Origin of the sequence: Fodinicurvata sp. EGI_FJ10296 (assembly GCF_040712075.1) — a bacterium.
Taxonomy (GTDB): Bacteria; Pseudomonadota; Alphaproteobacteria; order DSM-16000; family Inquilinaceae; genus JBFCVL01.
Map to the genome: position 1 here is coordinate 167,450 of NZ_JBFCVL010000002.1, position 25,937 is coordinate 193,386.

General features: G+C 63.5%; 24 protein-coding genes. 13 read left to right on the forward strand and 11 right to left on the reverse strand.

Annotated elements, in window-relative coordinates; genetic code table 11:
• The first annotated feature begins 28 nt into the window (after positions 1–28).
• Positions 29–997, forward strand: a complete 969-nt coding sequence (locus ABZ728_RS04230) for a DMT family transporter (protein ID WP_366654555.1) — start codon at positions 29–31, stop codon at positions 995–997.
• The gene (locus tag ABZ728_RS04235; protein ID WP_366654557.1) at positions 994–1,428 is read left to right on the forward strand and encodes a YqaA family protein; all 435 of its coding nucleotides are present in this window, start codon (positions 994–996) and stop codon (positions 1,426–1,428) included. The genes ABZ728_RS04230 and ABZ728_RS04235 overlap by 4 nt, the downstream gene beginning before the upstream one ends.
• A gap of 17 nt (positions 1,429–1,445) precedes the next feature.
• On the opposite strand, the gene pbpC is transcribed toward ABZ728_RS04235, so the two are convergent.
• Genes pbpC through ABZ728_RS04250 form a run of 3 tightly spaced genes read right to left on the reverse strand, consistent with a single transcriptional unit; the run spans position 1,446 to position 7,566 of the window.
• Positions 1,446–3,569 (reverse strand): penicillin-binding protein 1C, encoded by a 2,124-nt coding sequence (gene pbpC / locus ABZ728_RS04240; RefSeq protein ID WP_366654559.1) that lies wholly within the window; start codon positions 3,567–3,569, stop codon positions 1,446–1,448.
• 30 nt (positions 3,570–3,599) lie between these two features.
• Positions 3,600–5,234, reverse strand: coding sequence for a Ppx/GppA family phosphatase (locus ABZ728_RS04245; RefSeq protein WP_366654560.1), 1,635 nt, complete (start codon positions 5,232–5,234; stop codon positions 3,600–3,602).
• 16 nt (positions 5,235–5,250) lie between these two features.
• A complete protein-coding gene (locus ABZ728_RS04250) occupies positions 5,251–7,566 on the reverse strand; it encodes an RNA degradosome polyphosphate kinase (protein ID WP_366654561.1) in 2,316 nt (771 codons plus the stop codon).
• Between the two features lie 182 nt (positions 7,567–7,748).
• On the opposite strand from ABZ728_RS04250, the gene ABZ728_RS04255 reads away from it, so the two are divergent.
• Complete coding sequence (locus tag ABZ728_RS04255) at positions 7,749–8,270, forward strand: histidine phosphatase family protein (RefSeq protein WP_366654562.1); 522 nt, start codon at positions 7,749–7,751, stop codon at positions 8,268–8,270.
• Here the strand turns inward: ABZ728_RS04255 and ABZ728_RS04260 are convergent.
• From ABZ728_RS04260 to ABZ728_RS04270, 3 genes are read right to left on the reverse strand one after another with little or no spacing between them, the layout of a single operon-like run.
• A complete protein-coding gene (locus tag ABZ728_RS04260; RefSeq protein WP_366654563.1) occupies positions 8,229–8,999 on the reverse strand; it encodes a DNA replication protein in 771 nt (256 codons plus the stop codon). The genes ABZ728_RS04255 and ABZ728_RS04260 overlap by 42 nt on opposite strands.
• On the reverse strand, positions 8,996–9,643 hold the full coding sequence (locus ABZ728_RS04265; protein WP_366654565.1) for a CDP-alcohol phosphatidyltransferase family protein: 648 nt from the start codon (positions 9,641–9,643) through the stop codon (positions 8,996–8,998). The genes ABZ728_RS04260 and ABZ728_RS04265 overlap by 4 nt, the downstream gene beginning before the upstream one ends.
• Positions 9,644–9,648: 5 nt before the next feature.
• Positions 9,649–10,833 carry a DUF2066 domain-containing protein gene (locus ABZ728_RS04270; protein WP_366654566.1) on the reverse strand — a complete coding sequence of 395 codons (1,185 nt, stop codon included), beginning with the start codon at positions 10,831–10,833 and terminating at the stop codon, positions 9,649–9,651.
• A gap of 56 nt (positions 10,834–10,889) precedes the next feature.
• On the opposite strand from ABZ728_RS04270, the gene purM reads away from it, so the two are divergent.
• The 4 genes from purM to ABZ728_RS04290 all read left to right on the forward strand — a co-directional run bounded on the left by purM (position 10,890) and on the right by ABZ728_RS04290 (position 13,686).
• Entirely contained in the window at positions 10,890–12,122 is a 1,233-nt protein-coding gene (purM, locus tag ABZ728_RS04275; protein ID WP_366654567.1) for a phosphoribosylformylglycinamidine cyclo-ligase, read from the forward strand.
• Positions 12,123–12,126: 4 nt separating this feature from the next.
• On the forward strand, positions 12,127–12,876 hold the full coding sequence (purN, locus tag ABZ728_RS04280; RefSeq protein WP_366654568.1) for a phosphoribosylglycinamide formyltransferase: 750 nt from the start codon (positions 12,127–12,129) through the stop codon (positions 12,874–12,876).
• A 122-nt stretch (positions 12,877–12,998) separates the two neighbouring features.
• Positions 12,999–13,145 carry a hypothetical protein gene (locus ABZ728_RS04285; protein ID WP_366654569.1) on the forward strand — a complete coding sequence of 49 codons (147 nt, stop codon included), beginning with the start codon at positions 12,999–13,001 and terminating at the stop codon, positions 13,143–13,145.
• Between the two features lie 40 nt (positions 13,146–13,185).
• Positions 13,186–13,686, forward strand: a complete 501-nt coding sequence (locus ABZ728_RS04290) for a DUF3293 domain-containing protein (RefSeq protein ID WP_366654570.1) — start codon at positions 13,186–13,188, stop codon at positions 13,684–13,686.
• A gap of 107 nt (positions 13,687–13,793) precedes the next feature.
• On the opposite strand, the gene ndk is transcribed toward ABZ728_RS04290, so the two are convergent.
• Positions 13,794–14,216 carry a nucleoside-diphosphate kinase gene (ndk, locus tag ABZ728_RS04295; RefSeq protein WP_366654571.1) on the reverse strand — a complete coding sequence of 141 codons (423 nt, stop codon included), beginning with the start codon at positions 14,214–14,216 and terminating at the stop codon, positions 13,794–13,796.
• A gap of 144 nt (positions 14,217–14,360) precedes the next feature.
• Here ndk and ABZ728_RS04300 point away from each other — a divergent pair, with 144 nt between their 5' ends.
• Positions 14,361–16,316 carry an ABC-F family ATP-binding cassette domain-containing protein gene (locus ABZ728_RS04300; protein ID WP_366654573.1) on the forward strand — a complete coding sequence of 652 codons (1,956 nt, stop codon included), beginning with the start codon at positions 14,361–14,363 and terminating at the stop codon, positions 16,314–16,316.
• Between the two features lie 5 nt (positions 16,317–16,321).
• Here the strand turns inward: ABZ728_RS04300 and ABZ728_RS04305 are convergent, their stop codons facing one another.
• Entirely contained in the window at positions 16,322–16,849 is a 528-nt protein-coding gene (locus ABZ728_RS04305; RefSeq protein WP_366654575.1) for a DNA polymerase III subunit chi, read from the reverse strand.
• A 69-nt stretch (positions 16,850–16,918) separates the two neighbouring features.
• A complete protein-coding gene (locus tag ABZ728_RS04310) occupies positions 16,919–18,451 on the reverse strand; it encodes a leucyl aminopeptidase (protein ID WP_366654576.1) in 1,533 nt (510 codons plus the stop codon).
• Positions 18,452–18,656: 205 nt separating this feature from the next.
• On the opposite strand from ABZ728_RS04310, the gene lptF reads away from it, so the two are divergent.
• The 5 genes from lptF (at position 18,657) to rsmA (ending at position 24,222) form a co-directional block, all read left to right on the forward strand.
• The gene (gene lptF / locus ABZ728_RS04315) at positions 18,657–19,802 is read left to right on the forward strand and encodes an LPS export ABC transporter permease LptF (RefSeq protein WP_366654577.1); all 1,146 of its coding nucleotides are present in this window, start codon (positions 18,657–18,659) and stop codon (positions 19,800–19,802) included.
• Entirely contained in the window at positions 19,799–20,893 is a 1,095-nt protein-coding gene (gene lptG, locus ABZ728_RS04320) for an LPS export ABC transporter permease LptG (protein ID WP_366654578.1), read from the forward strand. Before lptF ends, lptG begins: the two co-directional genes overlap by 4 nt.
• Positions 20,894–21,023: 130 nt before the next feature.
• Complete coding sequence (locus ABZ728_RS04325; RefSeq protein ID WP_366654579.1) at positions 21,024–22,313, forward strand: peptidylprolyl isomerase; 1,290 nt, start codon at positions 21,024–21,026, stop codon at positions 22,311–22,313.
• A complete protein-coding gene (gene pdxA, locus ABZ728_RS04330) occupies positions 22,310–23,356 on the forward strand; it encodes a 4-hydroxythreonine-4-phosphate dehydrogenase PdxA (protein ID WP_366654580.1) in 1,047 nt (348 codons plus the stop codon). Before ABZ728_RS04325 ends, pdxA begins: the two co-directional genes overlap by 4 nt.
• The gene (gene rsmA, locus ABZ728_RS04335; RefSeq protein WP_366654582.1) at positions 23,353–24,222 is read left to right on the forward strand and encodes a 16S rRNA (adenine(1518)-N(6)/adenine(1519)-N(6))-dimethyltransferase RsmA; all 870 of its coding nucleotides are present in this window, start codon (positions 23,353–23,355) and stop codon (positions 24,220–24,222) included. The genes pdxA and rsmA overlap by 4 nt, the downstream gene beginning before the upstream one ends.
• Here rsmA and gmk read toward each other — a convergent pair.
• Positions 24,207–24,893: a guanylate kinase gene (gene gmk / locus ABZ728_RS04340; protein ID WP_366654583.1), complete on the reverse strand. Its 687-nt coding sequence runs from the start codon at positions 24,891–24,893 to the stop codon at positions 24,207–24,209. The two genes, rsmA and gmk, sit on opposite strands and share 16 nt — an antisense overlap.
• Positions 24,890–25,885 (reverse strand): DUF1732 domain-containing protein, encoded by a 996-nt coding sequence (locus tag ABZ728_RS04345; protein WP_366654584.1) that lies wholly within the window; start codon positions 25,883–25,885, stop codon positions 24,890–24,892. Before ABZ728_RS04345 ends, gmk begins: the two co-directional genes overlap by 4 nt.
• Positions 25,886–25,937: the final 52 nt, after the last annotated feature.

Sequence of the window (25,937 nt, forward strand, 5' to 3'; positions counted from 1 at the left end):
GCCGGAAACCGAAATCGAGGATTGGATAATGTTCGGCAAACGCTTATTGCCAGGTGGCGCAAATCGGCCGTCGCCCGGCATACTGGCCGTCTTCGCCCTGTCACTGGCGGCGTTGTTCTGGTCGGGCAATTTCATCGCCGGACGGGCGTTGCGCGACGACATCGACCCGGTCATGCTCAATACACTGCGCTGGCTGTTGTGTCTGGCCCTGTTTCTGCCACTGGTCGGCGGCCGGGTCATCCGCTACCGCCATCTGGTAAGGCGGGATTGGCGGCTGCTGCTTGCCCTTGGCGCCACCGGAATCGCAGCGTTCCAGACCATGATATACATGGCGCTCAGCCAGACAACGGCGGCGAATGCCGTGCTGATGCTGGCGTTGACGCCTGCCGCCATCCTGATCGGCGGGGCGCTCAGCGGCGGCGCCCGACCGACAGCCATTCAAGGGGCCGGCACTGCCATCTCCCTGATCGGCGCGGCAGTGCTGATCACACGCGGTGATGTCTCTGTGCTACTGACCTTTTCATTCAACCGGGGTGACCTGTGGATGCTCGGCGCTGTCGTCGCGTGGGCGGTCTATTCGTTGCTGCTCCGCCAACGGCCGGCCGATCTGCCCCAGGATGTGACCCTTGCGGTCAGCATCACCTTCGGGCTCGCCCTGATAGCGCCACTGACCGTTTTTTCCGACCCCCTCGATCCATGGAGTTGGTCGCTGGGTGTTGTAAGCGCACTGCTTTATATCGCCGTGTTTGCGTCGCTGATCGCCTTCCTGCTCTGGTCATACGGCGTCAGCGTGCTGGGCCCTCAGCGTGCCGGTCAGTTCGTTCACCTGATGCCGGTCTTCGGCCCGATCCTTGCCGTGCTGATCCTGCAGGAGACACTTGTGGCGCCGCAAATTGCCGGAGCGGCAATCGTCTTTTTCGGGATGTATCTGGTCAATCGCAGGCCCGCGCCCGGTCCGAGTGGCAATCCGGCGCCGGACCGAACCCCGCGGAAATGATCGACATTGCCGTATATGCCGGCCTGTTCACCTCGGCCTTCGTTGCAGCCACCGTTTTGCCGATGCAGTCAGAGGCGCTTCTGGCAGGACTGCTGTTTGCCGATTATCATCCCGCGCTGCTGGTGCTGGTTGCCAGCGCCGGCAATGTTCTGGGATCGGTTGTTAACTGGCTGATGGGCCGGGGGATCGAGCGGTTTCGCGATCATCGGTGGTTTCCCGCCGACCGGAAATCGCTCGAACGCGCCCAGGACTGGTACGGACGCTATGGACGATGGTCGCTGCTGCTGAGCTGGATGCCGATCATTGGCGACCCGCTCACTGTTGTCGCCGGCATCATGCGGGAGCGGCTTTTTGTGTTCCTGCTTCTGGTAACAATCGCCAAGGCCGGACGGTATCTCGCGCTTGCCGCCATTGTGCTCAATGCCGCCTGAGCCGCCAGAGGGCCTAATCAGGGATCAAGGAGATCGATCCGGCTTCTTGCCGTCCGGCCCTCGGCATCGACAACGGTCAGGATCGATCGGCCGGGACCGTCGGGGCGCCAGACGCTGCCGCCGCGGCCCACTGTGCCCGATACTGGCGCGCCGTCGACCAATAGGCGGTAGGGCGGGATGCCGCCCGCGATGCGGACCGGCAGCGCCGGGGCCACCATGATTTCGGTCCCGTCGACCGGAAAGTCGAACCGTGGTCCGTGCATTGCAGTCGCACCGTCCGCTCCGCCCCCGTCCAGCGATGCCATGATCGTGTCGCGTCGGTCGAAATGGCGCAGCCGGACCGGCAGGTCGGCCGGTCCGCCCGTGATCGCTCCCGCTGGCGCAGCGGCCGTCAGCAGAGCATGGGTGTCGGCGGGCAAAAGGTCGAACAACCGGAACATGGCTGGCGCCGCCGCACCGATGCCCGAACAACCCGGACACGGCGCGCCGTCGGGACGGCCGACCCAGACCGCCACAACGAAATCGCCGGAATAGCCGATCGCCCAGCCGTCGCGATAGCCATGCGAGGTCCCCGTCTTGAATGCGATCCGCCGCCCGCCTTCATGGCCGTCCTGCCGATAGGCCAGCGGGCGCGGCGTCTCGGACAGCGACCGCGTCACATACCAGGCAGCCGCCGGGTTGGTCAGAAAACTGGATCCCGTTTCCGGGACCTCCGGACTGGACGCCGCCAGCCGCAGCGGATCGCTCGCGCCGCCTCGGGCCAGGCCGGCATAAAGGGTCGCGAGATCCTCCAGCGTCGTTCCGACACCCCCCAGCGCGATGGCGAGACCCGGGCTTGTCGTACCGGGCGGAAGCGTCAGCGGCGTACCCGCATTCTCGAAGGCGTTAAGCAGTTGTTGCGGGCCGAGACGGTCGAGCAGCGCCACCGCAGGACCGTTCAGCGAAAGGCGCAACGCGTCGTGCAGCGAGACATCGCCCGCCCAGCTTCGGTCGAAGTTGACCGGGGCAAAGGCGCCGAAGCGTCGTGGCCGGTCCGCGATGACGGTCCGCGGATGGGCCACAAACCGGTCGAAGGCCATGGCATAGATGAAGGGCTTCAGCGCCGATCCTGGCGACCTGACGGCGCGGGTCTGATCGACCATGCCGGCACGGTCCGGATCAAGATAGTCGGCAGACCCGACAAGCGCCCTGATCGTCCCGCTCTCGATTTCGGCGACAATGGCGGCAGCCCCCGTACCTGCGCCGAGCAGCCGCGCCGACTGCCCCAGTATCTCTTCAGACGATACCTGAAGATCGTAGTCCAACGTACTGAATACTATAGAACTCTGATCCTCTGCCACGAGCCGATCCGTCGCGATCCCGGCCAAAAGCGTCATGTCCCGCCGACGGGTCGGTATCGGCTCTGCTTGCGCCTCGGTCGCGCGCCGGTCGCTGAGGACGTCCCGCTCGGCCGCGATCGACAGGATCCGATTCCGCCGCGCCACTGCACGGTCGGGCGCACGGTCGGGTCGAAAGGCATTGGGCGACTGCGGAAGCGCGACCAACAGCGCTGCCTGACCCGGTGTCAGATGACGCGGTTCCTTGCCGAACCAGGCCAGCGAGGCGGCGCGGACGCCCTCCAGATTGCCGCCGAAGGGCGCCAGCGTCAGATAGATGCGAAGAATCTCGTCCTTGGAGTAGCGCCATTCCAACTGAAGGGCGCGCCCCATCTCCACGATTTTCGACCACAGGGTCCTGGGGCGGGGCTCCAGCAGGCGGGCAACCTGCATGGTCAGGGTCGAAGCGCCGGAGACGACACGGCCGCGCGTCGAGGCGTCGGCGACGGCACGCAGGATGGCAAAGGGGTCCACGCCCGCGTGGTCGAAAAAGCGGCGATCCTCGACCGCGATCAGCATGTCGATATAAGTCTGCGAGACATCGGCTGTTTCAACGGTGAATCGCCAGGCCTGATCGTCGGAGAGATAGGCACGCAGCAACCGGCCATCACGGGCGACGACGGTTTGCGAGATGTCATCGAACCGCGTGAGGTCCGGCGGAAAAACCCGGTCCGCCGCGATGGCGAACCCGGCTACCGCAAGGACGCAGATCCCCATGCCGGCAATCGCCCGCAGGACCCCCGCGCCCCAATTTCCCGGCGTCATTCCGCCACGCCCTCCGTCCAGTCCGCGCCGCTATCCCTGATCATGTACCGCGTCCGGCGGCGTGGCCGGATCGGTATCGCTGACGGCGATCCGCCCTACGACGGACAGCGTGGAGGCCAGAGACTGCAACCGGCGCTGAACCGCATCGCCGCCCAGGGCGCCGCCACCATCGGGCAGCCACAGAACCACGATTTCCGGCGTTACCTGCAGGCAGGTCTGCGCCACCAGGGCCATGACGCCGCCGCTGACAGTGTGGGCCAGCCGAAGTGCCTGGCCGAGCATGGTTGCCTTGTGCCGCCGGTCCGGCTGCAGAATTCCAACAGTGGGCCCGACCACCGAATCGCCAGGCTTCCCGCCGTACCGAACGTAAAGGCTGAGCGCGAGAAAAGCGCGTTCCTCATGGTCCATGCCGGTTATCGGAAGCCGCAAGGCACGCAGGAAGGCATGCTCGGCCCGATAATCGGGATGTTCCGTCCAACAGAGGTCGCTGAGCAAACACGCGGCGCGGCGCAGCCTATCCAGTGTCCTGCCAACGTCATCCTCGAATAGCGGCTGCGTCCAGTTGCACAGGACATCGCCGTCCCCAAACCGGTCGATGCGCTTTGCCAGCGCCTCGCACCCGGCAATCAATGGATCATGGTCGCGCTTGTCCGGCGGCAGCAGATCGAAAAGATGCCCCTCCCGGAGTCCGAGCGCGGAAAATACGACACGTTTGGGCTGAAGCCGGGTGAGGATGCCCAGCATGACCATGGCGGCGGCGGGCAGCGTCTCGACCCGCCGCCGCGACACGGCTTCGAGCGATGCCATCGACGACTTTCCCTGCTGGGCGATCAATCGCACCAGATCCGTGATCTCGGCGCCGTCGATACTATACTGATGAATGATGTGGATCGGGTGACCCCGCCGGGCCATGTCGAGCTTGGCCAGCGATCGCCAGTTACCGCCGACCGGGAAGAACGATTGGCCACGATAGGCTTCGATCCAGGTCTCGCGCGACAGCAGGGCCGAGATGGTCTCGTCCGCGCTTTTGCGCCAGCCCTTGCCGCCGATCAACCTGAGCGCCCCAAGCGGCAGGGTCGTCTGTTCATGGATCACGCGATCGTGAAGCCCGACCAGTTCCAGCGATCCGCCGCCCAGATCGCCCATGACGCCTTCGGCACCGGGGTTGCCACCAAGGACGCCCATGCCGGACAGCCGGGCTTCTTCCTCACCGGTAATGACCGTCACCTTCAGGGCGCAGCGGCGCGCGATCTCGGCCACGAAGCTCGCACCGTCAACCGCCTCACGGACAGCGGCCGTCGCCAGCACATCGACCGCAACCACCTCCATGCCCTGAACCAGACTGGTGAACCGCGCCAGATTGGTCAGCGCCATCGCCACACCCTCGGGATGCAGCCGGCCGGAACGGGCAATGTCGCGTCCCAGGCCGCATAGGACCTTTTCGTTGTAAATCGGCGTCGGCGATCGCGTCAGGCCGTCATAAACGACAAGCCGTATCGAGTTCGAACCGATATCGATGATGCCGATCCGCCCGCCTCCCGACATGGCCAGAGGGGATTCGGCAATCGCCGGAAGGATGGGCCGGACATTGGATGGCGCGATGTCGGTTTTACCGGAAGCGGGCTTGCCGGAGGCGGGCGCGATGTCGGCTTTGGGTAGCGGCATTGGCGTTCGGATCCGATCAGGAGGATGAAAGCCGCGAGGCAAGGCGTGGCAGGGCGCGCGGTTCGTCGAGGGCGCTTCCCCGCCCCGAGAGGCTTGGATTTGTCATGAAGTAGCGATGGGCGCTGAAAGCGTCCGGCGGCGCCGGCACGCGTTCGAAGCTGCCGTCGTTGGCAAGCGTCCAGGAATTGGTTTCGTCCAGCAGATTGGCGACCATGATTTCATCAAGGATCTGCCGGTGTACGGTCGGATTCTCGATCGGGCACAGCGTTTCGATCCGGCCGTCGAAGTTCCGCTGCATCCAGTCGGCGGAGGATATGTAAACTTTGGCCGCCGGCGACGGTAGTGCCCGGCCATTGCCGAAGCAGACGATGCGCGAGTGTTCGAGGAACCGGCCGACGATACTGCGCACACGGATGTTTTCCGACAACCCGGCGACGCCGGGGCGAAGACAGCAGATGCCACGGATGATCAGGTCGATCTGAACGCCCGCGTCCGAGGCGTCATAGAGCTTGTCAATGATCTCTTCGTCGACGAGGCTGTTGAGCTTTACCCAGATCTGGGCCGGCAAGCCTTCGCGTGCGTTGGCGATCTCGGCATCGATCAGCGCCGTCAGGCTGTCACGCAATTGCAGCGGCGCGATCGCGACCTTCTTCAGCCCGATGGGCCGAGCATAACCCGTCATGTAATTGAACATTGCCGCGGCGTCGTGGCAGAGAACCGGATCACAGGTGAAAAAGCTCAGATCGGTGTAAATCCTGGCGGTGATGGGATGATAGTTCCCCGTCCCGAAATGGGCATAGGACCGCAGCCCGCCCGCTTCCCGGCGCACAACCAGCGATACCTTCGAGTGGGTTTTCAGGTTGATGAAGCCATAGACGACCTGAGCCCCGGCGCGTTCGAGATCCCGCGCCCAGCGTATGTTGGCCTCCTCGTCGAAACGGGCCTTGAGCTCCACCATCGCCGTTACGGATTTTCCGGCCTCTGCCGCCTCGATCAGGGCGCTGACGATCGGCGAGTTCTTGGACGTGCGGTAGAGCGTCTGCTTGATGGCCACGACATCGGGGTCGCGCGCAGCCTGGTGAATGAACTGCACCACCACATCGAAGCTCTCGTAAGGGTGGTGAACGACGATGTCCTTGGAACGAATGGCAGCAAAGCAGTCGCCGGCGAAGTCCCGAATTCGCTCGGGGAATCGCGGATTGTAGGGGGGAAACAGCAGATCCGGCCGGTCATCCACGATGATTTCACTGGTATCCGCCAAGCCGATCAGACCGTCGAGCGGGAAGACGTCGCTGCCGGCGGCGCCAAGTTCCTTGCGGACAAAATCGCAAAGTTTCTGCGGCATCCCGGCATTGACGGAAAGGCGGATGACGCTGCCGCGCCGGCGGCGCTTCAATGCGCTCTCGAACGTCTTGACCAGATCTTCGGCCTCTTCGTCGATCTCCATCTCGCTATCGCGGATGACGCGGAATACGCCGTGATCGCCGGCAACGAATCCGGGAAAAAGCTTGTTCAGGAACATCATGATCAGATGTTCGATCAGGAAATAGCGCTGCCCCCGGCCCGGAATCCGGACGAACCGCTTGAGCTGGGTGGGAACCGGCACCAGTGCGTTCAGGTTCAGGTCCTCGTCGGGATTGAAAAGCTCCAGCGCGACGCAGAAACCCAGATTGGGGATGAACGGGAACGGGTGAGCCGGATCGATCGCCAGCGGCGTCAGAAGGGGGAATATCTCGTCGACAAAAGTCTGCTCCAGCCATTGCCGGTCTTCGGCGGAAAGACTCTCGTCGACAACGACTTCGAAGTTTTCTTCGGCCAAAGCCCGCTTCAATGCAGCCCAGCACGCCTGCTGTTCTTCCATGAGGCGGCTGACTTCGGTGGTGATTGCCGTCAGCTGCTGGGCCGGCGACAGGCCGTCCTGGCTGGGCCCCTGAACGCCCAGAGCAACCTGCGCCTTCAGGCCTGCAACGCGGACCATATAGAATTCGTCGAGATTGCTCGATGAAATCGACAGAAATCGCAACCTCTCCAGCAGCGGATGGCCGGGATTGCGCGCCTCTTCCAACACACGACGATTAAACGACAGCCATGACAGTTCGCGATTGATGAAACGTTCGGGTCCACGCCTTAACCTGGGAACCGGTGGGGGCGTCGACCCGCCGCTGACACCGGACACCGGCGCCTCGGCGACGCTCGGCCCTTCGACACGTTGATCTTCAGCAGCAGCGGGCTCACCGGCAACGAGATTTTCCGGCTCGGTAGCAAGGTCGCCTGCGGCGTTGGAACCGGGCGTCCCGGCCATGTGCGTCGATCTGGACGTCCTCTTGGTCATGACCAATACGCTCCGGTCTCTCAATCGTCTGGGGTTCGATCATCTGGGCATCGAATCCTTCGGGTCTCCCTGCCATATATGGCATCTTGGCGGTTCCCGCTACCTTGCCCAAGCTGTTAGTTTCCGCACGGGCGAGAAGAATCGCCGTTACCTCCCGAACCGAGGCCGAAGGCGGGCACCCGATGAAAGAACTTTTCCTGCTGCGGCACTGCAAATCGTCGTGGGACGATCCCGATATACCCGACCACGACCGGCCGCTGACCGACAGAGGCCGCCAGGCCGCCGGTGTCATGGGTAGATATCTGCTCGGTCGGGATATGCTGCCCGAGCTGATCCTCTGCTCGACGGCGGTGCGCACAACGGAAACCATGCGCATCCTGACAGCCGAGTGGCCCTGCACGCCCCCGACAGAGATCGAGGCCGATCTGTACCTTACGGGACGCCATGCGCTGTTGAGCAGAATTGCGCGTGTCAACGACAACATTCGTCGTGTCCTTGCCATCAGCCACAACCCGGATGTTGCACAACTGGCGTTGAGCCTCGGTCGCGACGGCGATAGCGCCCTCGTCAAATCCATGGAAGCAAAGTTCCCGACCGGCGCCCTGGCACAAATCGATCTTTCCATCGATCGCTGGGCCGATCTGCCAACTGCGATCGGAACACTACGGCAATTCGTCACACCCAAATCGCTGGGTTCGGCCTGAGGCACCGGCGGCCCCATCCGGAAGTGTCTCCAGAATCGAGCGGATCAACGGAACGGTAACGGGACGCTTGCCGGCCAGACTGTGCCGGTCGGCTTCGACGACGAAACGTCGCACGATGGCAAAATCCCGCGGCAGCCGCCGAACCGCATAGGTCAGCACTTCGGCCGACGGGCGGATCTGACGGTCTGCGAACAATTTCATCAGCAATGCACCGACCAATTGATCGTCGGGGTCATCGATCCGCGCGGTGGGCAGTGACCGGACCCGCGATGCCAGATCGGGCAGGTCGATGGACCAGGCGGCGGGCGCCGTACGGCCCGTCAGCAACACGGTTCCGCCATCGTCGCGGGCCCGGTTGAGCAGATGCAGAAGCCATTGTTGCCCGACCCGGCCATGGACCGACAGCATTCGGTCGGCGTCGTCGACGACCCATGGCCCTGCAGGGCCCGCCAGGACCGGATCGTCGCTGAGCGCACGGCCGGATAAAGGGCCGACCACCGGTGCACCGGACGATTTCCGCAGCCAGACGCGCATCAGATGAGTCTTGCCCGATCCTGTCGCCCCCCAGATCGCCAGAGCCGGCGCCGGCCAATATGGCCAGCGGTCGATCCAGTTGACCGCGTCGCGATTGGGCGCAGCGACCAGAAAATCCTCGGCGTCCATGGCCGCCCGCCAGCCGAGGTCCAGCGGCAATTGACGAAACGTGCCGGTTCGGTCCCCGGCCGTCATGCCAACCTCCGATCTTTCGCCGCCGAACGCATCAATCGGACCAGATATTCCGCGCTGGAAACGATCGTCGTCAATGCCGTCGCCCAGACCAGAACATGCCCGGCCAGGCCGAGCGCCAGCCCAAAGGCCGTCGCCGCCAGGGTCGAGGCGACGAGAACGATCTGCAGCACCGTGTTGATCTTGCTCATCCTGGCGGGACTGAGGCCACGCACGGCCCGCGCCCGAATGTACTGAACGAGAGTCACCAGCACCAATCCCACGTCGCGCCCGATCACAATCACCACGAGCCACAGCGGGATCGCGCCCTGCAGCCCCAGCGCCACAAACGCGATTCCCAGCAGCGCCTTGTCGGCGGCCGGGTCGAGGATACTGCCCAGATCCGAGCGCATGTCCAGCCACCGGGCCAGACCGCCGTCAAGCCCGTCACTCAGTCCCGCCACCAGGAATACCCAGAAAGCCCAGAGCGGCTGATCCACGAGGATCAGCCAACCGACGACCGGCGCCATTGCGACACGAATCAGACTGACGACATTCGGCGGCGTCGCCCATCCGCCGCTGTGGCGGTGAATCACCTCCGGTTTCGACCCGATGCTGTGCCAGGTGGGCTCTGCGGCCGTCGCCTCTTTCGGGTCGACGTCCTGCACTGGATTTACCCCTCGCGTCTGAGAATGACGATATCGGCGCCGCTTCCACCCGCGCCCGGATCAGTCCCCCGATCGAGGCGCAATCGTTCCCGTCCTGCAGCTGCAGCCAATTCGTCTACCGAACCGAAATAGGTCACCTCCAGGATGATTTCTCCCGGCGCCATGCGCACCACGCGCGCTTCTGCCACACTGGCCATCCGGTCGAGGCGGCGCTGAATATCGTACCAGTCACCTGCCGACGACAACGGGACCCGCATGACCATCGTACGCTCGGTGCCCGAGTGCAGCTCCGTCTCGATCCGCCAGTTGTCCCTGATGAACGCCCCTGCCCGGCGTGCCGCTTCCCGGAACGTCTCCGGATCCGTGGGGGCACCCGAAACGCGTATGACTTCTCTCTCGTTCCGCCCGCTGGCGGTACGGTTGAGCACGACCGTCAATGCGTCGGCACCGGGTTCTGCCACAGCCACCACGGCCCCGCCGGCGTCGTAGCGGTCGGCCATCGCACCAAGCGCCGCCGGATCGCCGTTCATCGCACGCTCGGCGGATATCGTCCGAACGTCTTCTATGTCTCCCGGGGGAACCACGACCGGAAGGTCGTTGGCCGCCGGATCGAGGCTGCGCCAGGCATCGTGCCAGGGATTATCGCCCTCCCACAGTCGAGCGCCGCCGGACGCCAGATAGACGGGAAGGATTACCGTGTTCTCCGTAGCCACCTCTGTGAAGGTCGCCTCGCGCTCGCGCAGCAGGTCGCGGACCGCTTCGGGCCGGAAATCGACTGCAAGGGTCGCACGATATGTTCCGCCGGACGCACTCTCGCTTTCGACGCGGGTCGCGGCGATCAGGTTGGCGATGGTGTTCATACCGACGGCCTGCGGGTCGACGCGGCTCGTCGGAACCGACAGCCGGTCGAGGAGCTGAACGAAGGCGCGGCGTTGCCCTTCGTCAAAGGCGGCACTTCGGGCATCATTCATCGACGACCCGCTCTGCTCGACGGTAACGCCGCTGACAACGAAATTATCGTCCGATTGCGCGGCAACGGGCGCGCTGGTCAGCAAAGCGACCAGGACGAGCACCATACCCGCCAATAACGATGCAGTGAGGAAGGAGCCGGTATTGGACTGAACGGGACTGAAGGAACCGATACCGGAGTGGGCAGTGACGGACGGGGAGCCAAAAATTTCACGACGCATTGCAATGCCTTCTGTTTCCGCTAAGCTGCGGCACATCCGGTCGTGACATCCGAAGATTGATCAGCCACGACCGCAAGCCGATGCATCGATACGATGCTTCGATACGGACAGTCTACTCTAGCGAGGCCGCCATCACTACACCATCCGAAACGGGCACCCCCGGCACTGGCGGACCCGGCTTCACCGGGCCCGGCAGTGATGACGCGTACAAGAACTCGGGCGTCGATGTGGATGCGGGTAACGCCCTTGTCGAGGGTATAAAGCCGGCGGCCGGATCGACGCAACGGTCCGGCACCATGGGCGGTCTCGGCGGCTTTGGCGCATTGTTCGATCTCCGCGCCGCCGGATTCCGCGATCCGATTCTGGTTTCCGCAACCGACGGGGTCGGCACAAAGCTCAAGGTCGCGATTTATACCGAACGCCATCAATCGGTCGGCGTCGACCTGGTCGCGATGTGCGTAAACGATCTTGTGGTACAGGGCGCCGAACCGCTGTTCTTCCTTGACTATCTGGCAACGGGGCGTCTGGACCCGGCCATGGGAAAGACCGTCGTCGAGGGTATCGCCGAAGGCTGCCGACAGGCGGGATGCGCCCTGATTGGCGGCGAGACGGCGGAAATGCCGGGAATGTACAGTGCTGGCGACTATGACCTTGCCGGTTTCGCCGTTGGCGCGGCCGAACGCGGCACGCTCGTCGACGGCAGCGGCGTCAAGGCCGGCGATGTCATCCTTGGCCTGGCCTCAAGCGGCGTCCATTCGAACGGCTTCTCGCTGATCAGAAAAATCGTCGATACGGCATTGGTGACCTATGACGGTCCGGCGCCGTTCGATCCGTCGGCGTCGCTGGGTGACATTCTTCTGACTCCGACCCGGATCTATGTCCGGCCACTGCTGGATCTTATCCGCTCGACCGGGCCTGCGACAGGCGGTTCGCCAGTCAAGGCCCTCGCCCATATCACCGGCGGCGGACTGATCGAAAACATACCCCGCTCACTGCCTGCTGGATTGGCGGCCGACCTGGATGGGGCCTCCTGGACGCTGCCCCCGGTATTTCGCTGGCTGAAGGAGAATGGCGCCCTTTCCGCCCGCGATCTCGCGCGGACTTTCAACTGCGGGATCGGGATGACAGTGGTGGTGGATCCGGGCGACGCCGATGCGGCGATCGACCGACTGACGACCGCCGGCGAAAGCGTCTGTCGTATCGGGACTGTCGTAGCGGATGAAGGTTCCGGTTCCAGAACGCTGCTGCGCAATGTCGACAGTCTCTGGGCAGGCCACTGGGCAGGATAATCACGTGCACGAACCGAACACCGGGTACGACGGCAACGGGACCCGCCCCAGAGTCGCGGTACTCATTTCCGGACGCGGCAGCAACATGGGCGCGTTGGTCGATTCGGCAAGGCAGGATGCCTTTCCCGCCGCCGTGACGGCTGTGATCTCCAACCGCCCCGGCGCCGCCGGCCTGGACTACGCACGCCGCGCCGGAATCGAAACTCTGACAATCGATCACAAGGCATTCGGCAGCCCTTCTGAATTCGAAGCGCAACTGGACGCGGCGCTGAAGGCCAGAGATATCGAACTGGTGTGTCTGGCAGGCTTCATGAAGCTCTTGTCGGCGGCGTTCACCGAACGCTGGGAAGGGCGCCTGCTGAACATCCATCCGTCGCTGCTACCGGCGTTCAAGGGCCTCAATGTGCATCGTCGGGTGATCGATGCCGGTGTCCGCTTGACGGGCTGCACCGTCCATCTGGTAACGGCGGATATGGATTCCGGCCCGATCCTGGTGCAGGCAGCGGTACCGGTGCTCCTCGACGATACCCCCGATCGTCTGGCGCAGCGGGTGCTGGCGGCTGAACATTCCTGCTACCCGCATGCTTTGTCATTGTATGCTTCAGGAAAACTGCAGCTTTCTGCGGGCAAGATCATTGCCGTTCCCGGCGACCCGCCGGAACACGGCAACGCCAACGGGACTCCGCCAACCTGCATGATAATGGCGCCGACCTTCGCCGGGACGACTGCAGGCGACCCGACGCGGGATGCATGATCGTTCCCGCCCGATGGCACTCATCAGGTGCCGGACGGACCTGCCGGATCGATTTCCCTTGTCAAAGCCGATGACGAAATTTAAGTACCCTCTAACGCGAAAACGCTCTTGGGATGAATGACATGGCAGCCGACAATCATCGTACGTCCGAACACGATGACTTGATGGAATCTCGCCGCCAGATGTGGAGCGGCTTCATCAGGTTCAGTACCTATTCCATCGTCGGTGTCTGCCTTATCCTGATCGGTCTGGCCCTGTTCCTGGCCTGATCGCCGGACGGATACATTCGCCGACAGATGTTTTCCGATCATGTGCAGCATCAATGCATCACGAAGATTGACGGCTTACACCCGTATCGGGCTCAAGAAACTGTACGAAACGGCGGTGTACCGAATTGACGCGCCGGGCGGGTCGATCCTCGTTCAAATAGACGCCGCCAAGCGTCCCTATGCCGGTCCACGCCGCATTCGACCCGGCCATTGGACCGCGGATGACCCTCGCGCTTCAAAATTGTTTCCCATCGGCGCCGATTCCGCGGCAATCGTCACCGCCGACAACCCATACAGCCGCCATCGCGCGGCAACCTTCAACGCCGCCGCGCATCACCGTCTGATCCTCAGGGTGCGGAAAAGCGGCCACCGGTTTCTTCACGCCGCCGGGATTGACGTAAGCGGGCGGTGGCCCCCGGAACCCGGTCTGTGCATTCTCGGCTGCTCACTCAGGCATGCTTGCGACCTTGCCGCTGCGTTCGGCCAAGCGGCCTTTGTCTGGATCGAACGTGGCTGCGGCGCACGCGTTCAATTCACATGATAATGACTGTAAAAACTGATAATGACTGTAAAAACGAAAAGCCGGGAAATCGCCCTCCCGGCCTCTCGAGTCACATGATCCGAATCGTCGGGTTACAATTGGTCCGGTTAACCGACGATTTCAGTGCCGGCGAAGAAGAACGAGATTTCCTCGGCGGCCGTGTCGGCACCATCGGAGCCATGGACCGAATTGGCCTCGATGCTTTCGGCGAAGTCTTTGCGAATCGTTCCGGCGTCGGCATTGGCCGGGTTGGTCGCACCCATGATTTCCCGGTTCTTCGCGACGGCGTTCTCGCCTTCGAGAACCTGGACGACGATCGGCCCGGAGACCATGAACGCGCACAGCTCGCCGAAGAAGGCCCGCTCGGCATGTACGGCATAGAACCGCTCGGCCTGCTGGCGGGTCAGCTGGATACGCTTCTGTGCGACGATGCGCAGCCCGGCGCCCTCGAATCGGGCGTTGATGGTGCCAGTGAGGTTCCGGCGCGTTGCGTCGGGCTTGATGATTGAAAGAGTACGTTCGACGGCCATTTCGGCACCTGCTGTAAATTGCGTTAAATGTTCTCGTAAGACGTTGGGTGTTGAGACACCTGGACCCGCGGCCTTATAACCGCACCCGCACCGGCGGGCAACCGCGTCGGTAACATACCCAGATCCTGGTACGGACAGTCGTTTATGTTGAAACTCGATTCCATCACCTATCGTATCGAAGGCCGGCTGCTTCTCGATGGCGCCAGCGCGACGATTGACCCCGGCCATCATGTCGGTCTCATCGGTCGCAACGGCACCGGCAAGACGACGCTGTTCCGTATGATCACCGGTGAACTGGCCCCGGACAGTGGCGAAATCTCGCTTCCGTCACGGTGGTCGGTCGGCACCATCGCGCAGGAGGCGCCGGACGGCGACACGACGCCGCTGCAGGCGGTCCTCGATTCCGACCGCGAGCGCGCCGCGCTGCTGGCCGAAGCCGATACGGCAACAGACCCCATGCGCATCGCCGAGGTCCACACCCGCCTGGCCGATATTCAGGCCTATGCCGCACCGGCACGGGCCGCTTCGATCCTGGCCGGCCTGGGCTTCGACGAATCGGCGCAGGGGCAACCCTGCGGCAGCTTTTCCGGCGGACTGCGAATGCGGATCGCATTGGCCTCGCTGCTGTTCCGGCAGCCCGACCTGCTGCTGCTGGACGAACCGACCAACCATCTGGATCTCGACGCGACGATCTGGCTGGAATCGTTCCTCAAATCGTATCCGGGCACGATTCTCATCATCAGTCACGACAGGTCGCTGCTGAACCGCGCCGTTTCCGGCATCATTCATCTGGAGGGCCGCAAACTGACCGGCTATGCCGGGAACTATGACAAATTCGAGGAGACCCGACGGCTCCAGCGCGAACTGCAGTCGGCTCAGGCCAAGAAGGTCGAGCGACAACGGGCCCACATGCAGGCGTTCGTCGATCGATTCCGCGCGCAGGCGAACAAGGCGCGACAGGCGCAGAGCCGCCTGAAAGCGCTGGAAAAGCTGCCCGACGTCCAGGTCCCGGTAGACGACACACCGATTCACTTCGATTTCCCGGCGCCGGAGCCGCTGGCCTCGCCGATCATCACGCTCGACAAGGTCACCGTCGGCTATGACGGCAAGCCGGTCCTGAAGAATCTCTCGCTCAGGATCGATATGGACGACCGGATCGCACTGCTCGGTGCCAATGGTAACGGCAAGTCGACCCTGACGAAACTGTTCGGCGGCCGCCTCGATCCCATGGATGGCGAGATTCAGAAATCGCGTCATCTCAAGGTCGGCTATTTCGCGCAGCACCAGCTTGACGAGGTCGATCCGGCTCTCACGCCGCTGGAGAACATGCGGCACTTTGCCCCCGGGGCGACCGACCAGCGCCTGCGCAACCATCTAGGGCGGTTCGCTTTTGGCCGCGACAAGGCCGAGACCAAAACGGCCGCGCTGTCCGGCGGCGAGAAAGCCCGCCTGCTGCTGTGCCGCATCGCCTGGGAAGCGCCGCATATTCTGCTGCTCGATGAGCCGACGAACCATCTCGATATCGACAGCCGGCGCGCGCTACTCGATGCCCTGAACGCGTTCCCGGGCGCCGTAATCCTCGTATCCCACGATCCGTTTCTGGTCGATCTTGCCGCCGAACGGCTTTGGCTCGTCGAGCGCGGTGGTTGCCGTCCGTTCGACGGCGACATGGATGATTATCGCAAGTATCTCGCCGACGCCCGGCGGACCGAGGCCGCTTCGATCAAGGCGACCTCGCTTTCCGGTAATGGCGACGCGACCGACGCGACGCCCGAGGGCGCAACAGCCAGGCCAGGCGCCGGATCGACACCATCGGGTGAAGACGACGCTGCCGCACGCCGATCCCAGCGGCGCGACGCCGCAGAGCGTCGCAAGGCAAAGGCGCCAATCCGAAAGGAACTGAAGTCTGTCGAGGCGCGGATTACCGGCCTTCAGTCGGAATGCGCCAAGCTGGAGGCCGCGCTGGCCGATCCGACGCTTTATCAGACGCGTGCCGAGAGCGCGACCGAACTCCAGAAAAAGCTGCATGACACGAACACCGCACTGAAGAGTGAAGAAGAACGCTGGCTCAGCCTTCAGGAGACGCTGGAGGCGCAATAGATCTTTCAGGCGCCCTCGCGGCTGCTTGTTGAGGCGCCTTCGCGGCTGCTTGTTGAGGCGCCTTCGCGCCGGTGGCGCTCCGACCACCGCCCCTGCTCGTCCTGCTGCCAGTAGCTCAGGGTGTGCGTGGTCGAAAGCGCAAGGCGGTAGCGCTCCCGCGCCAGCGCAAGACTTTCGGCGTCGTCGCCGTTGAACAGATCGCAGACCAGCGTGAGCCCCTCCAGGCTGACCGTCGGCTCACCGTCCGGCGGTCCGACATCGTCGGTCAGGAACAGAACGCTGGCCTCGTTCGGATTTTCGATCCGGTCGGTAATCCAGATCGGCTGTCGCTCGGCTTCACCGTCCCGGCGGGTCCCATGCGGCAGAAAGCTTCGGTCGTCGAACGTCCAGAGCATCTCGGCATAGGCTTCCGCCCGCTCCTCGGACCCGGCAACGACGACCGCCCGGAGCGAGCGTTGCAGACATTTCGTCAGCAAGCTAGGCAGAGCCCGGTCAGGGCCCGTGCGCATCAGGTGATAGAAGCGGATTTCCACTATTACGCCCGTTGGCCCTCAACCGCCCCGGGGTACACGCAGGTCCCCCGGGGTCAGTGGTTCGTGTTCTTACTGATTTTCGTAGTGGTCGGCGACGAGCCGGTCCAGCAGCCGAACGCCAAAGCCCGTTGCGCCGCGCGGGTTGGTCGCCCGGTCTTTTTTCGACCAGGTAACGCCGGCGATATCGATATGAGCCCAGGCCACATCGTCGGCGACGAAGCGCTTCAGGAATTGTCCGGCAACGCTGGCGCCACCGAAACGACCCTGGCCGATATTCTTCACATCGGCGGCATCGCTGTCGAGCTGGCGATCGAAACCCTCGCCCAGCGGCATGGCCCACAACGGCTCATCCACCGCTTTGGATGCCGCCAGCAGCTTGTCGCGCAGATCGTCGTTGTTGGAGAACAGGCCCGCCTGATCCTCGCCAAGGGCGACGATTATGGCGCCTGTCAGTGTCGCGAGATTGACCATGGCCGCCGGCTTGAATCGGTCCTGCGCATAGTGAAGAATGTCGGCGAGTACCAGTCGTCCTTCGGCATCGGTATTGAGAACCTCGATCGTCTTCCCGGACATCGATCGGACAATGTCGCCCGGCCGCATCGCCGAACCCGACGGCATGTTCTCGACCAGCCCGATGATGCCGACGGCATTGACCCTGGCCTTTCGACCTGCCAGCGCCTTCATCAAACCGGTAACGACACCGGCGCCGCCCATATCCCACTTCATGTCCTCCATACCGGCGGCGGGCTTGATGCTGATGCCGCCGGTGTCGAAGGTCACGCCCTTGCCGACGAAGGCAATCGGCGCCTCCTTGGCCTTGCCGCCGTTCCAGGACATCACGACGACCCTGGCTTCGCGTTGCGACCCCTCGTTGACGGCCAGCAAGGCGCCCATGCCAAGCTTGCGAAGCTTTTTCTCTTCGATGACTTCGACGGTCAGCCCGCTCTTCTCCAGTTCCTGGCAACGCTGGGCGAACACTTCGGGATAAAGCTCGTTTGCCGGTTCGGAGACCAGATCGCGCGTCAGATTGACACCCTCGGCAACCTTTTGCAGCGCACCATAAGCCTTCTTGGCAGCGCTTTTCCGGTCGACGGCTATCGTTACCGCTCCCAGTGTCGGTTTTTCGTCGTCCTTCGGTGCGGCCTTGTATTTGTCGAACCGATAGGATCGCAGATAGAGGCCGAAGCCAAGATTGGCAGCGAGACCGGGCGTGTCCGGGGCGTCCTGTTCGCCCGCATCGGGAAGATCGAAGGCGATTGTCGCGTCGGTCGCCTTGCTTGACCCGAGTGCGGCACGGATGGCGGCGCCGATCTTCTGGCACCGGCCGGCGTCGATATCCTTGCCGCTTCCCAGACCGGCGAGAAGGACCGCACGTGGCCCGCCGTCACCGGCAAATGGCAGCCATAGCGTTTCCTCGGCCTTGCCGGAGAATCGGGCTACGCCGTTCAGCGCCGCCGATACGGCGCCGCCGACCGCATCATCCAGCGCCTTTGCGGCGGGAGTCAGCACACCTTCGGCCATAACGCCGACCACCACGACCACCCCATCCCTGGCGATTTCTTTGCTGTCGAAGGCGATCGGATCCGCAAATGCTACCTTCATCGGTTCCTCTTTGTCTGCGATCGAATTTGGGGTCGGGCACATCCGGAACGCGAATGTCCTACCCGCGAAACGGTCCGCCGCCTGACCCCCGGACTTGCCAAGCACGGCTTTCGCCATCATACCGACACGGACAACGAATAGCAGCGAGCAATGCCGGTCGGGAAACGCGGACGGCCAACTTCTGGGTATTGGGCACGGCAGGTAGATGGACCGTATCAGCCTCTACATATTTCGTCACCTTTTCGTCGCCACCGTTCTGTCGGTCGGGGTGCTGGCCGGTGCCGTGTGGTTGAGCCAGTCGTTGCGGCTCCTTGAGGTCATCGTCGACGGCGCCGCGCCGATCGGGTTGTTTTTCCAGCTCGTCGCGCTGTCGATGCCTCATCTCGTGGCTGCGGTGGCGCCGCTCGGGATGATCGGCGCCACCATCTTCACCTATAACCGGCTTGTTTCCGACAGCGAACTGATCGTCATGCGGGCCGCCGGCATGAGCCCGATGCAGATCGCCAAGCCCGCCATCATGATGGCCGGTTGCATCGCGATCCTCAGCTATGCCCTCAATCTCTATGTCGTGCCCCTGGCGACACAGCAATTCGAATCGCTTCGTGCCATGGTCGCCAACGAATATGCCGCAACCCTGCTGCGGGAGGGGCAGTTCAACGACCTCGACGGCACCATGACGGTTTACTTCCAGGAGCGGGACCGGCTGGGAAATCTGAGCAATATCCTGATTCACGATACGAGCGACGGCCAACGGCCGGTAACCATCCTGGCACGGCAGGGGGCGCTGGTCGAACGGGGTGAAACGCGCGAAGTCGTCCTGTTCGACGGCCAGCACCAGGAGCACGACACCCGCAACCACGAGACCGAAATCCTGCACTTCGACCAGTACGCGGTCGACTTCTCCGATATGGCCGGCGACTTCCAGACAAGCGACTGGCGATCGCCGCGCGAACGTTTCCTGCCCGACCTGCTGTTTCCTGACATGGAAAACGAACGCGACGTCCGCGCAGAAGGCCGCCTGATCGCCGAAGCCCACCAGCGTCTGGCGACGCCCCTGCTCGCGTTTGCGTTCGTCGCTCTGGCGCTGGGGATCATGCTGCAGGGGGAAATCAACCGGCGCGGCATGCCGGGCCGCGTATCCCTCGCGGTTTTGGCCGTCGTCCTGGTCCAGGCGATGTCACTCGGCCTCGACAACGTTCTGCAAAACAACCTCATGCTCTTTCCGGTACTTTATCTCTTGCCGGTGGCCGGCTTCGGAGTCGGCATGCACCTGCTGCACAGACGTCCGAAACCGCCGCCGCCGATGCCGCGCTCGAAAATCGAGCAGCCAATTGCCGGGGCACCGCAATGATGCCAAATCGCGTGCTGTTCAAATACATCGTCCGGCAGTTCCTCACCTGGTTTGCCGCCATCATGGCCATCCTTCTGGGCATCATTCTGATGTTCGAATATGTGGAAATGCTCAGGCGGGGCGCCGACCGGCCCGACATCACCATGGGCGTGGCGCTGCGGCTTTCCGTTCTGAAGATGCCGGAAGTGGTCGAACTCGTATTTCCATTCGCCGTCATGTTCGGTGCGATGTTCACTTTCTGGCGAATGAATCGCAGTTCCGAACTGGTCGTCATCCGGTCAGCCGGCCTTTCCGTCTGGCAGTTCACGTTGCCCGTCATTGCCGCGGCCGCCCTGCTCGGCGCAGCGATGATTGCCGTTCTCAATCCGCTGTCGGCGACCATGCTGGCGATGTACGAAGAGGAAGAGGCACAGTGGTTCTCCGGGCGGGAGACGGTGCTGGACATCTCCGGCGGCGGATTATGGCTGCGCCAACGCGACGACGACGGCACGTCGGTCATTTTCGCCCGTGTACTCGACGGGCCTGGCATTTCCCTGAATGATGTCACCTTCTTCCTTTATAACGACAGCGAGGCCTTCGAGACGAGAATCGACGCCATGTCGGCGGATCTGGGCGACAACGAATGGCGCCTGCAAAATGCCTATGTACTGGAAGGCGCCGGCCGTCCGACGGTGCACGAGACGTTGACTGTTCCAACGACCCTGACGGCAGGATGGATCGAGAACAGCTTTGCGTCGGCACGCACGATATCGTTCTGGACGCTGCCGGACTTCATCGAAACAATGGAAAGTGCCGGCTTTTCGGCTCGGTCCCATCGGCTGCGGTTTCAGTCGCTGCTGTCACAGCCGGTGCTGTTCTCCGCGATGGTCCTGTTCGCGGCCGTATTTTCGCTTCGGCAAACCCGCCGTGGCGGCGCCCTGGCCATGAGCGTTGCCGGCATCGTGACAGGTTTCCTTGTATTCGTTTTCAGTGATATCGTCAGGGCGCTGGGCGCGGCTGAAAACCTGCCGATTCTTCTGGCGGCCTGGGCGCCTGCGTTCTCGACACTGCTTTTGGGCGCGGCGACGCTGCTTTATATCGAGGACGGCTGACAATCGATCCCGGCGGCCGGCCACTGGGCACCAGCCACCGGCACCATCCCGGAACCGACGCTTCAAACCGCGATGCGGCGCCCGTACATATGTACCGACTGTATCGACCCAAGGCGAAAGACGGCGAACCATGATGTTGTATCGACGAAGCTTGACGACCTTCACCTCACTGATCGCAGCAGTGTTTGCGGCGATTATTCTTGTGTCTCCCTTTTCTGCCGAGGCGCAGTCGGTCGAGCGAATTGCAGCCGTGGTCGATGACGGCGCCATTACATCGTCCGAGGTCGATGGCCGGGTCAGGCTCGCCCTGGTGGCATCCGGTCTCGCCAACACGGCCGAGAACCGCGAGCGACTGCGCTCGCAGGTGATGAGGACGCTTATCGACGAGGAGCTGCAGCGCCAGGAAGCCGACCGCTTCAACATTGAGGTAACCGATGCCCAGATCGACGAGGCCCTCGCCGACATCGCCCAGCGTAACGGCATGAGCCGGGAGGCCTTTCTCGGCATGATGGGCAACAACGGGGTGCCGGTATCGACATTGCGCGACCAGTTGGAAGCACAGATAGCCTGGGCACGCCTCGTCCAGAGTCGATACGGCTCGCAGGTCGCGATCAGCGAATCCGATGTGGACGACATGATCGCACAAATCGAGGCGACACGCGGCGAGACGGAATATCTGCTTTCCGAGATCTACCTTTCCGTCGACGGATCCGCCGGAGAGGCCGAAATGCGTCAACTTGCGGATCGCCTTGTATCCGAGATCCGCTCCGGTGCCTCCTTTGCCGACATCGCCCGGCAGTTCAGCCAGGGGGCCGGCGCCACCGAAGGTGGCGACATCGGGTGGGTCCCCGTTGCGCAACTGGACGATGACATCGCGGCGGCCCTGCAGGGTGCAACGGCCGGCACGACGACCAGCCCGATCCGATCGACATCCGGCTATCACATCATGCGGGTGCGCGACACGCGTCAGTCCCTGATGCCGTCGGAGAACGACACCATCGTCGATCTTCGGCGCTTCGCGCTGGCGGTGCCGCCGAACGCACCGCAGGACCACTCCAACGCCGTGCTGCAGATCGCCCACGACGTCAGCCGGAACGTCCGCGGCTGTGGTTCGTTGCAGCAACGTGCGGACGAGTTGGGTATCGGGGAAACCACCGATGCCGGAAGTGGGCGCCTCGGCCTGCTGCCACAAAGTGTCAGGTCGCTGATCGCGGATCTTCCGATCGGCCAGCCGACGGCTCCATATCGCATCGACGGCGGCGTCATCATCTATATGGTCTGCGACCGGGAGCGCCCGACGACAACGGCACCATCGCGAGAGCAGGTCCGGGCGAGCCTGACGCGAGAGCGTCTCGACATGATGCAGCGCCGGTACATGCGCGACCTGCGCAACGCGGCCTATGTCGAAATCCGGGAATGACAGGGCGGAAACCGACAGCGGTAACCATGGGGGAGCCGGCGGGCATCGGCGGTGAGCTTACGCTCGCCGCGTGGCGTCGCGCGGATTCGTCAGGCCTTGCCCCATTCTTCGCGATCGACGATCCTCGGCGCCTGTCCGCTATTGCCGATGGATTGGGTCTGGATGTGCCGATCAGGGAAATCGCGGCGCCTGCGGACGCAGAGCGTCATTTCCCCGATGCCCTGCCCGTCCTGCCCGTCGGCACCAGCATCACGGCCGATCCGGGGCACCCGTCGCCGGCGTCAGCCGCCGCCGTTATCGCCAGTATCGATCGGGCTGTTTCCTTCTGTCTCGACGGCAGCGCCGGTGCGGTGGTCACTCAGCCGATTCAGAAGGAAACGCTCTACCGGGCCGGATTTTCCCATCCCGGTCATACCGAATATCTGGCGGCTCTTTGCGGGGGCACAGCGAAGCCGGTCATGATGCTGGCTTGCGCCGATTTGCGGGTCGTCCCGGTCACCATTCACCAATCCCTGGCAACGGTTGCCGAGACCCTGAACGCGGACCTGATTGGCGAGACATTGGCAACGACCGCCATTGCCCTGATCCAAGATTTCGGCATTGCCGCACCGCGCATCGCGGTCGCAGGGCTCAACCCGCATGCCGGAGAAGGCGGCCGGTTCGGCGATGAAGAGACGACGGTGATCGCACCCGGCATCGCGGCGGCGTCCGAACGGCTGATTGGCATCCTGGGGGCCGAGATGGCGCGCCGGGTCGTGTTCCGGGGGCCGCTTTCCGCCGATACAATGTTCCACCCCGCCGCCCGTGCCCGGTACGATGCGGCGGTCTGTATGTATCACGATCAGGCCTTGATCCCGATCAAGACGATCGACTTCGACCGTGGCGTCAATGTCACGCTCGGCCTGCCGATCGTGCGAACGTCTCCCGATCACGGGACGGCGCTCGATATCGCCGGCAAGGGATCGGCCAGCGCGGAAAGCTTTATCGAGGCGCTGAAACTCGCCGCGGATATGGCGGGTCGGCGGGCGGACTTGCCCCGATGACACTGGACGGCCTTCCGCCGCTGCGCGAGGTGATACGATCGGCCGGCTTGCGCGCAAGTAAAGCCTTCGGACAGAATTTTCTTCTGGATCTGAACCTGACCCGCCGGATCGTGGCCCGGGCCGGAATCGAGCCCGGCATGTCAGTGGCGGAAATCGGGCCCGGCCCCGGGGGACTGACCCGCGCACTGGTCGAATCACCGGCAGCCCGGATCGTTGCCGTGGAGAAAGACCGGCGTTGCATTGCCGCTCTGGAGTCTCTGATCGAGGCCGCTGACGGACGGCTTTCGGTGATCGAAGCCGACGCCCTTGCAACCGACTTCGTCAGCCTCGTCCCGGCTCCGCGGGCCATTGTCGCCAACCTGCCCTATAATATCGCCACACCGCTGCTTATCGGCTGGCTGCGGTCGATCGATGACTTCGACAGCTTGACGCTGATGTTTCAGGCAGAAGTGGCGGATCGGCTGCTCGCCCCGCCGGGCAGCGGCGCGTATGGACGGCTCTCGGTCATCACCCAGTGGGCGGCCACGGTACGGCGCGTCATGGAACTGCCGCCGGGCGCTTTCACCCCGCCGCCGAAAGTCCGCAGCACGGTCGTTCGGCTTACCCCGCGCGCTGACCGGCAGGCAGTCCATCTGCCGACCCTTGAGGCTGTGACGGCGGCGGCATTCGGGCAGCGCCGAAAAATGTTGAGGGCGAGCCTGAAATCGCTCGGGGCGGCGGATCAGCTTTTGCGGGCCGCAGAAATCGAGCCGACCCTGAGAGCCGAGCAACTCGACATCGACGCGTTCGTGCGCCTCGCCCATGCACTGTCGGATTTGCGCGGGAACGGACAGGACCAGGCCGCGGCCCCTCAGATCCGGCCCTGATCGCGCCCCTGGAGGGATTTGACGAAGCCGCTCAGCCCGATCTGCCGCGTCCGGCGCAGCCGCTCGGCCTGCAACACGGATTCGACGGCGGCAATACTGGCATTCAGGTCCTCGTTGACGATGACATAGTCATAGTCGAAATAGTGGCTCATTTCGTCGGCCGCTTTTTCCATGCGTGTGGCAATGACGTCGTCGGTGTCCTGCCCCCGCGCCCGCAGCCGGCGCTCCAACTCGTCATGAGATGGCGGCAGCACGAACACGCTGACCAGATCGTCACGGGCGGATTCCGCGAGTTGCTGCGTCCCCTGCCAATCGATATCAAACAAAACGTCGCGGCCGCCGGCAAGCAGGCTGTCGACCTCGGCCTTGGGCGTGCCATAGGCGTTACCGAACACCTCCGCATATTCAAGGAGATCGTGGTCGCGCACCATCGCGTCGAATCGTTCGCGGCTGATGAAGCTGTAGTCAATGCCCTCGCGCTCGCCCGGCCGCATGATGCGTGTCGTCACCGAGACAGACATCGAAAGGTTATCGTCGCGATCCAGCAATGCGCGGGAAATCGTCGTTTTGCCGGCCCCGGACGGCGACGACAGCACGAGCATCAGGCCGCGGCGGCGCACAGGGCCGGAAGCGCTGCCCAGGGGATCGTTATCGTGGTTTCGTTCTGTCATTCGACGTTTTGCACCTGTTCGCGGAATTGCTCGATGCCCGCCTTCATCGCCATACCGATCCGGGTCAGCGCAACCGTTGAGGCTTTGGAGCAGAGGGTATTGGCTTCCCTGTTCAATTCCTGACACAGGAAATCCAGTTGACGGCCAACCGGCTGACCGGACGCCAGAAGCTCCTCCGCCTGATCCAGATGGGCATTGAGGCGATCCAGTTCTTCGCGGACATCCGCCTTGGAAGCGAGCAATGCCACTTCCTGCGCCAGCCGTTCCGGGTTGACACCGGGCGCCGCAGCACCCTCGCCTTGCCCTTCGCCTGATCCGTCCGTGGGGGCGTTGTCGCGCCCGGGTGCCGGCCCCAGAAGATCTGCGAGTGCCCGGTTGAGCTTTTCCTGAATATGGGCGGGTTGCATATCGGCTGTGGTCGCGGCTTCGCGGGTCTGGGCCCGAAGGTCGCTGACCTGTCCGCCAAGGACCGGACCGAGCCTCCCGCCCTCACCGGCCCGGGAAGCGGCCAGCGTTTCCAGCATTCGGCCGAGATCGGCTTCGATTTCCGCCTGATCGTCTCCCGTCATCTCAGCCGCAGACGGATCGGCCTGTTCCACAACCCCGCGAACGGAAAGAAGCGACTCGACCGAGACAGTGTCATACGGTGTCCGCTTCAGGACTGACTTGACCAATTGGTCAAGCAACGCCTCGTTGACGGCGTATCCTGTTGCCCCTTCGGGACGGCGCAGCGTCAGCGAAACGGTGATCGTCCCCCGTCGAAACCGCGGGGTGGCGGCTGACCGGACAATGCCGTCCATGGCGTCCAGCCCCTGCGGGTACCGGGTGCGGATATCCAGGCCGCGCCCGTTTACACTCCGGGCCTCCCAGATCCATGCCAGCCGATCGTTTCCGCCCTCGACACGCGCAAACCCCGTCATGCTCACGACGATCGGGGTTGCAACGGTTCCGGCAGACGCACCGGTGGACGGCGGCGTTGTGGGTGTGGTCAATGAAACATTCCGGTTACGGGCGCCAGTATTGGCGCCCCTTATACGCCCGGAA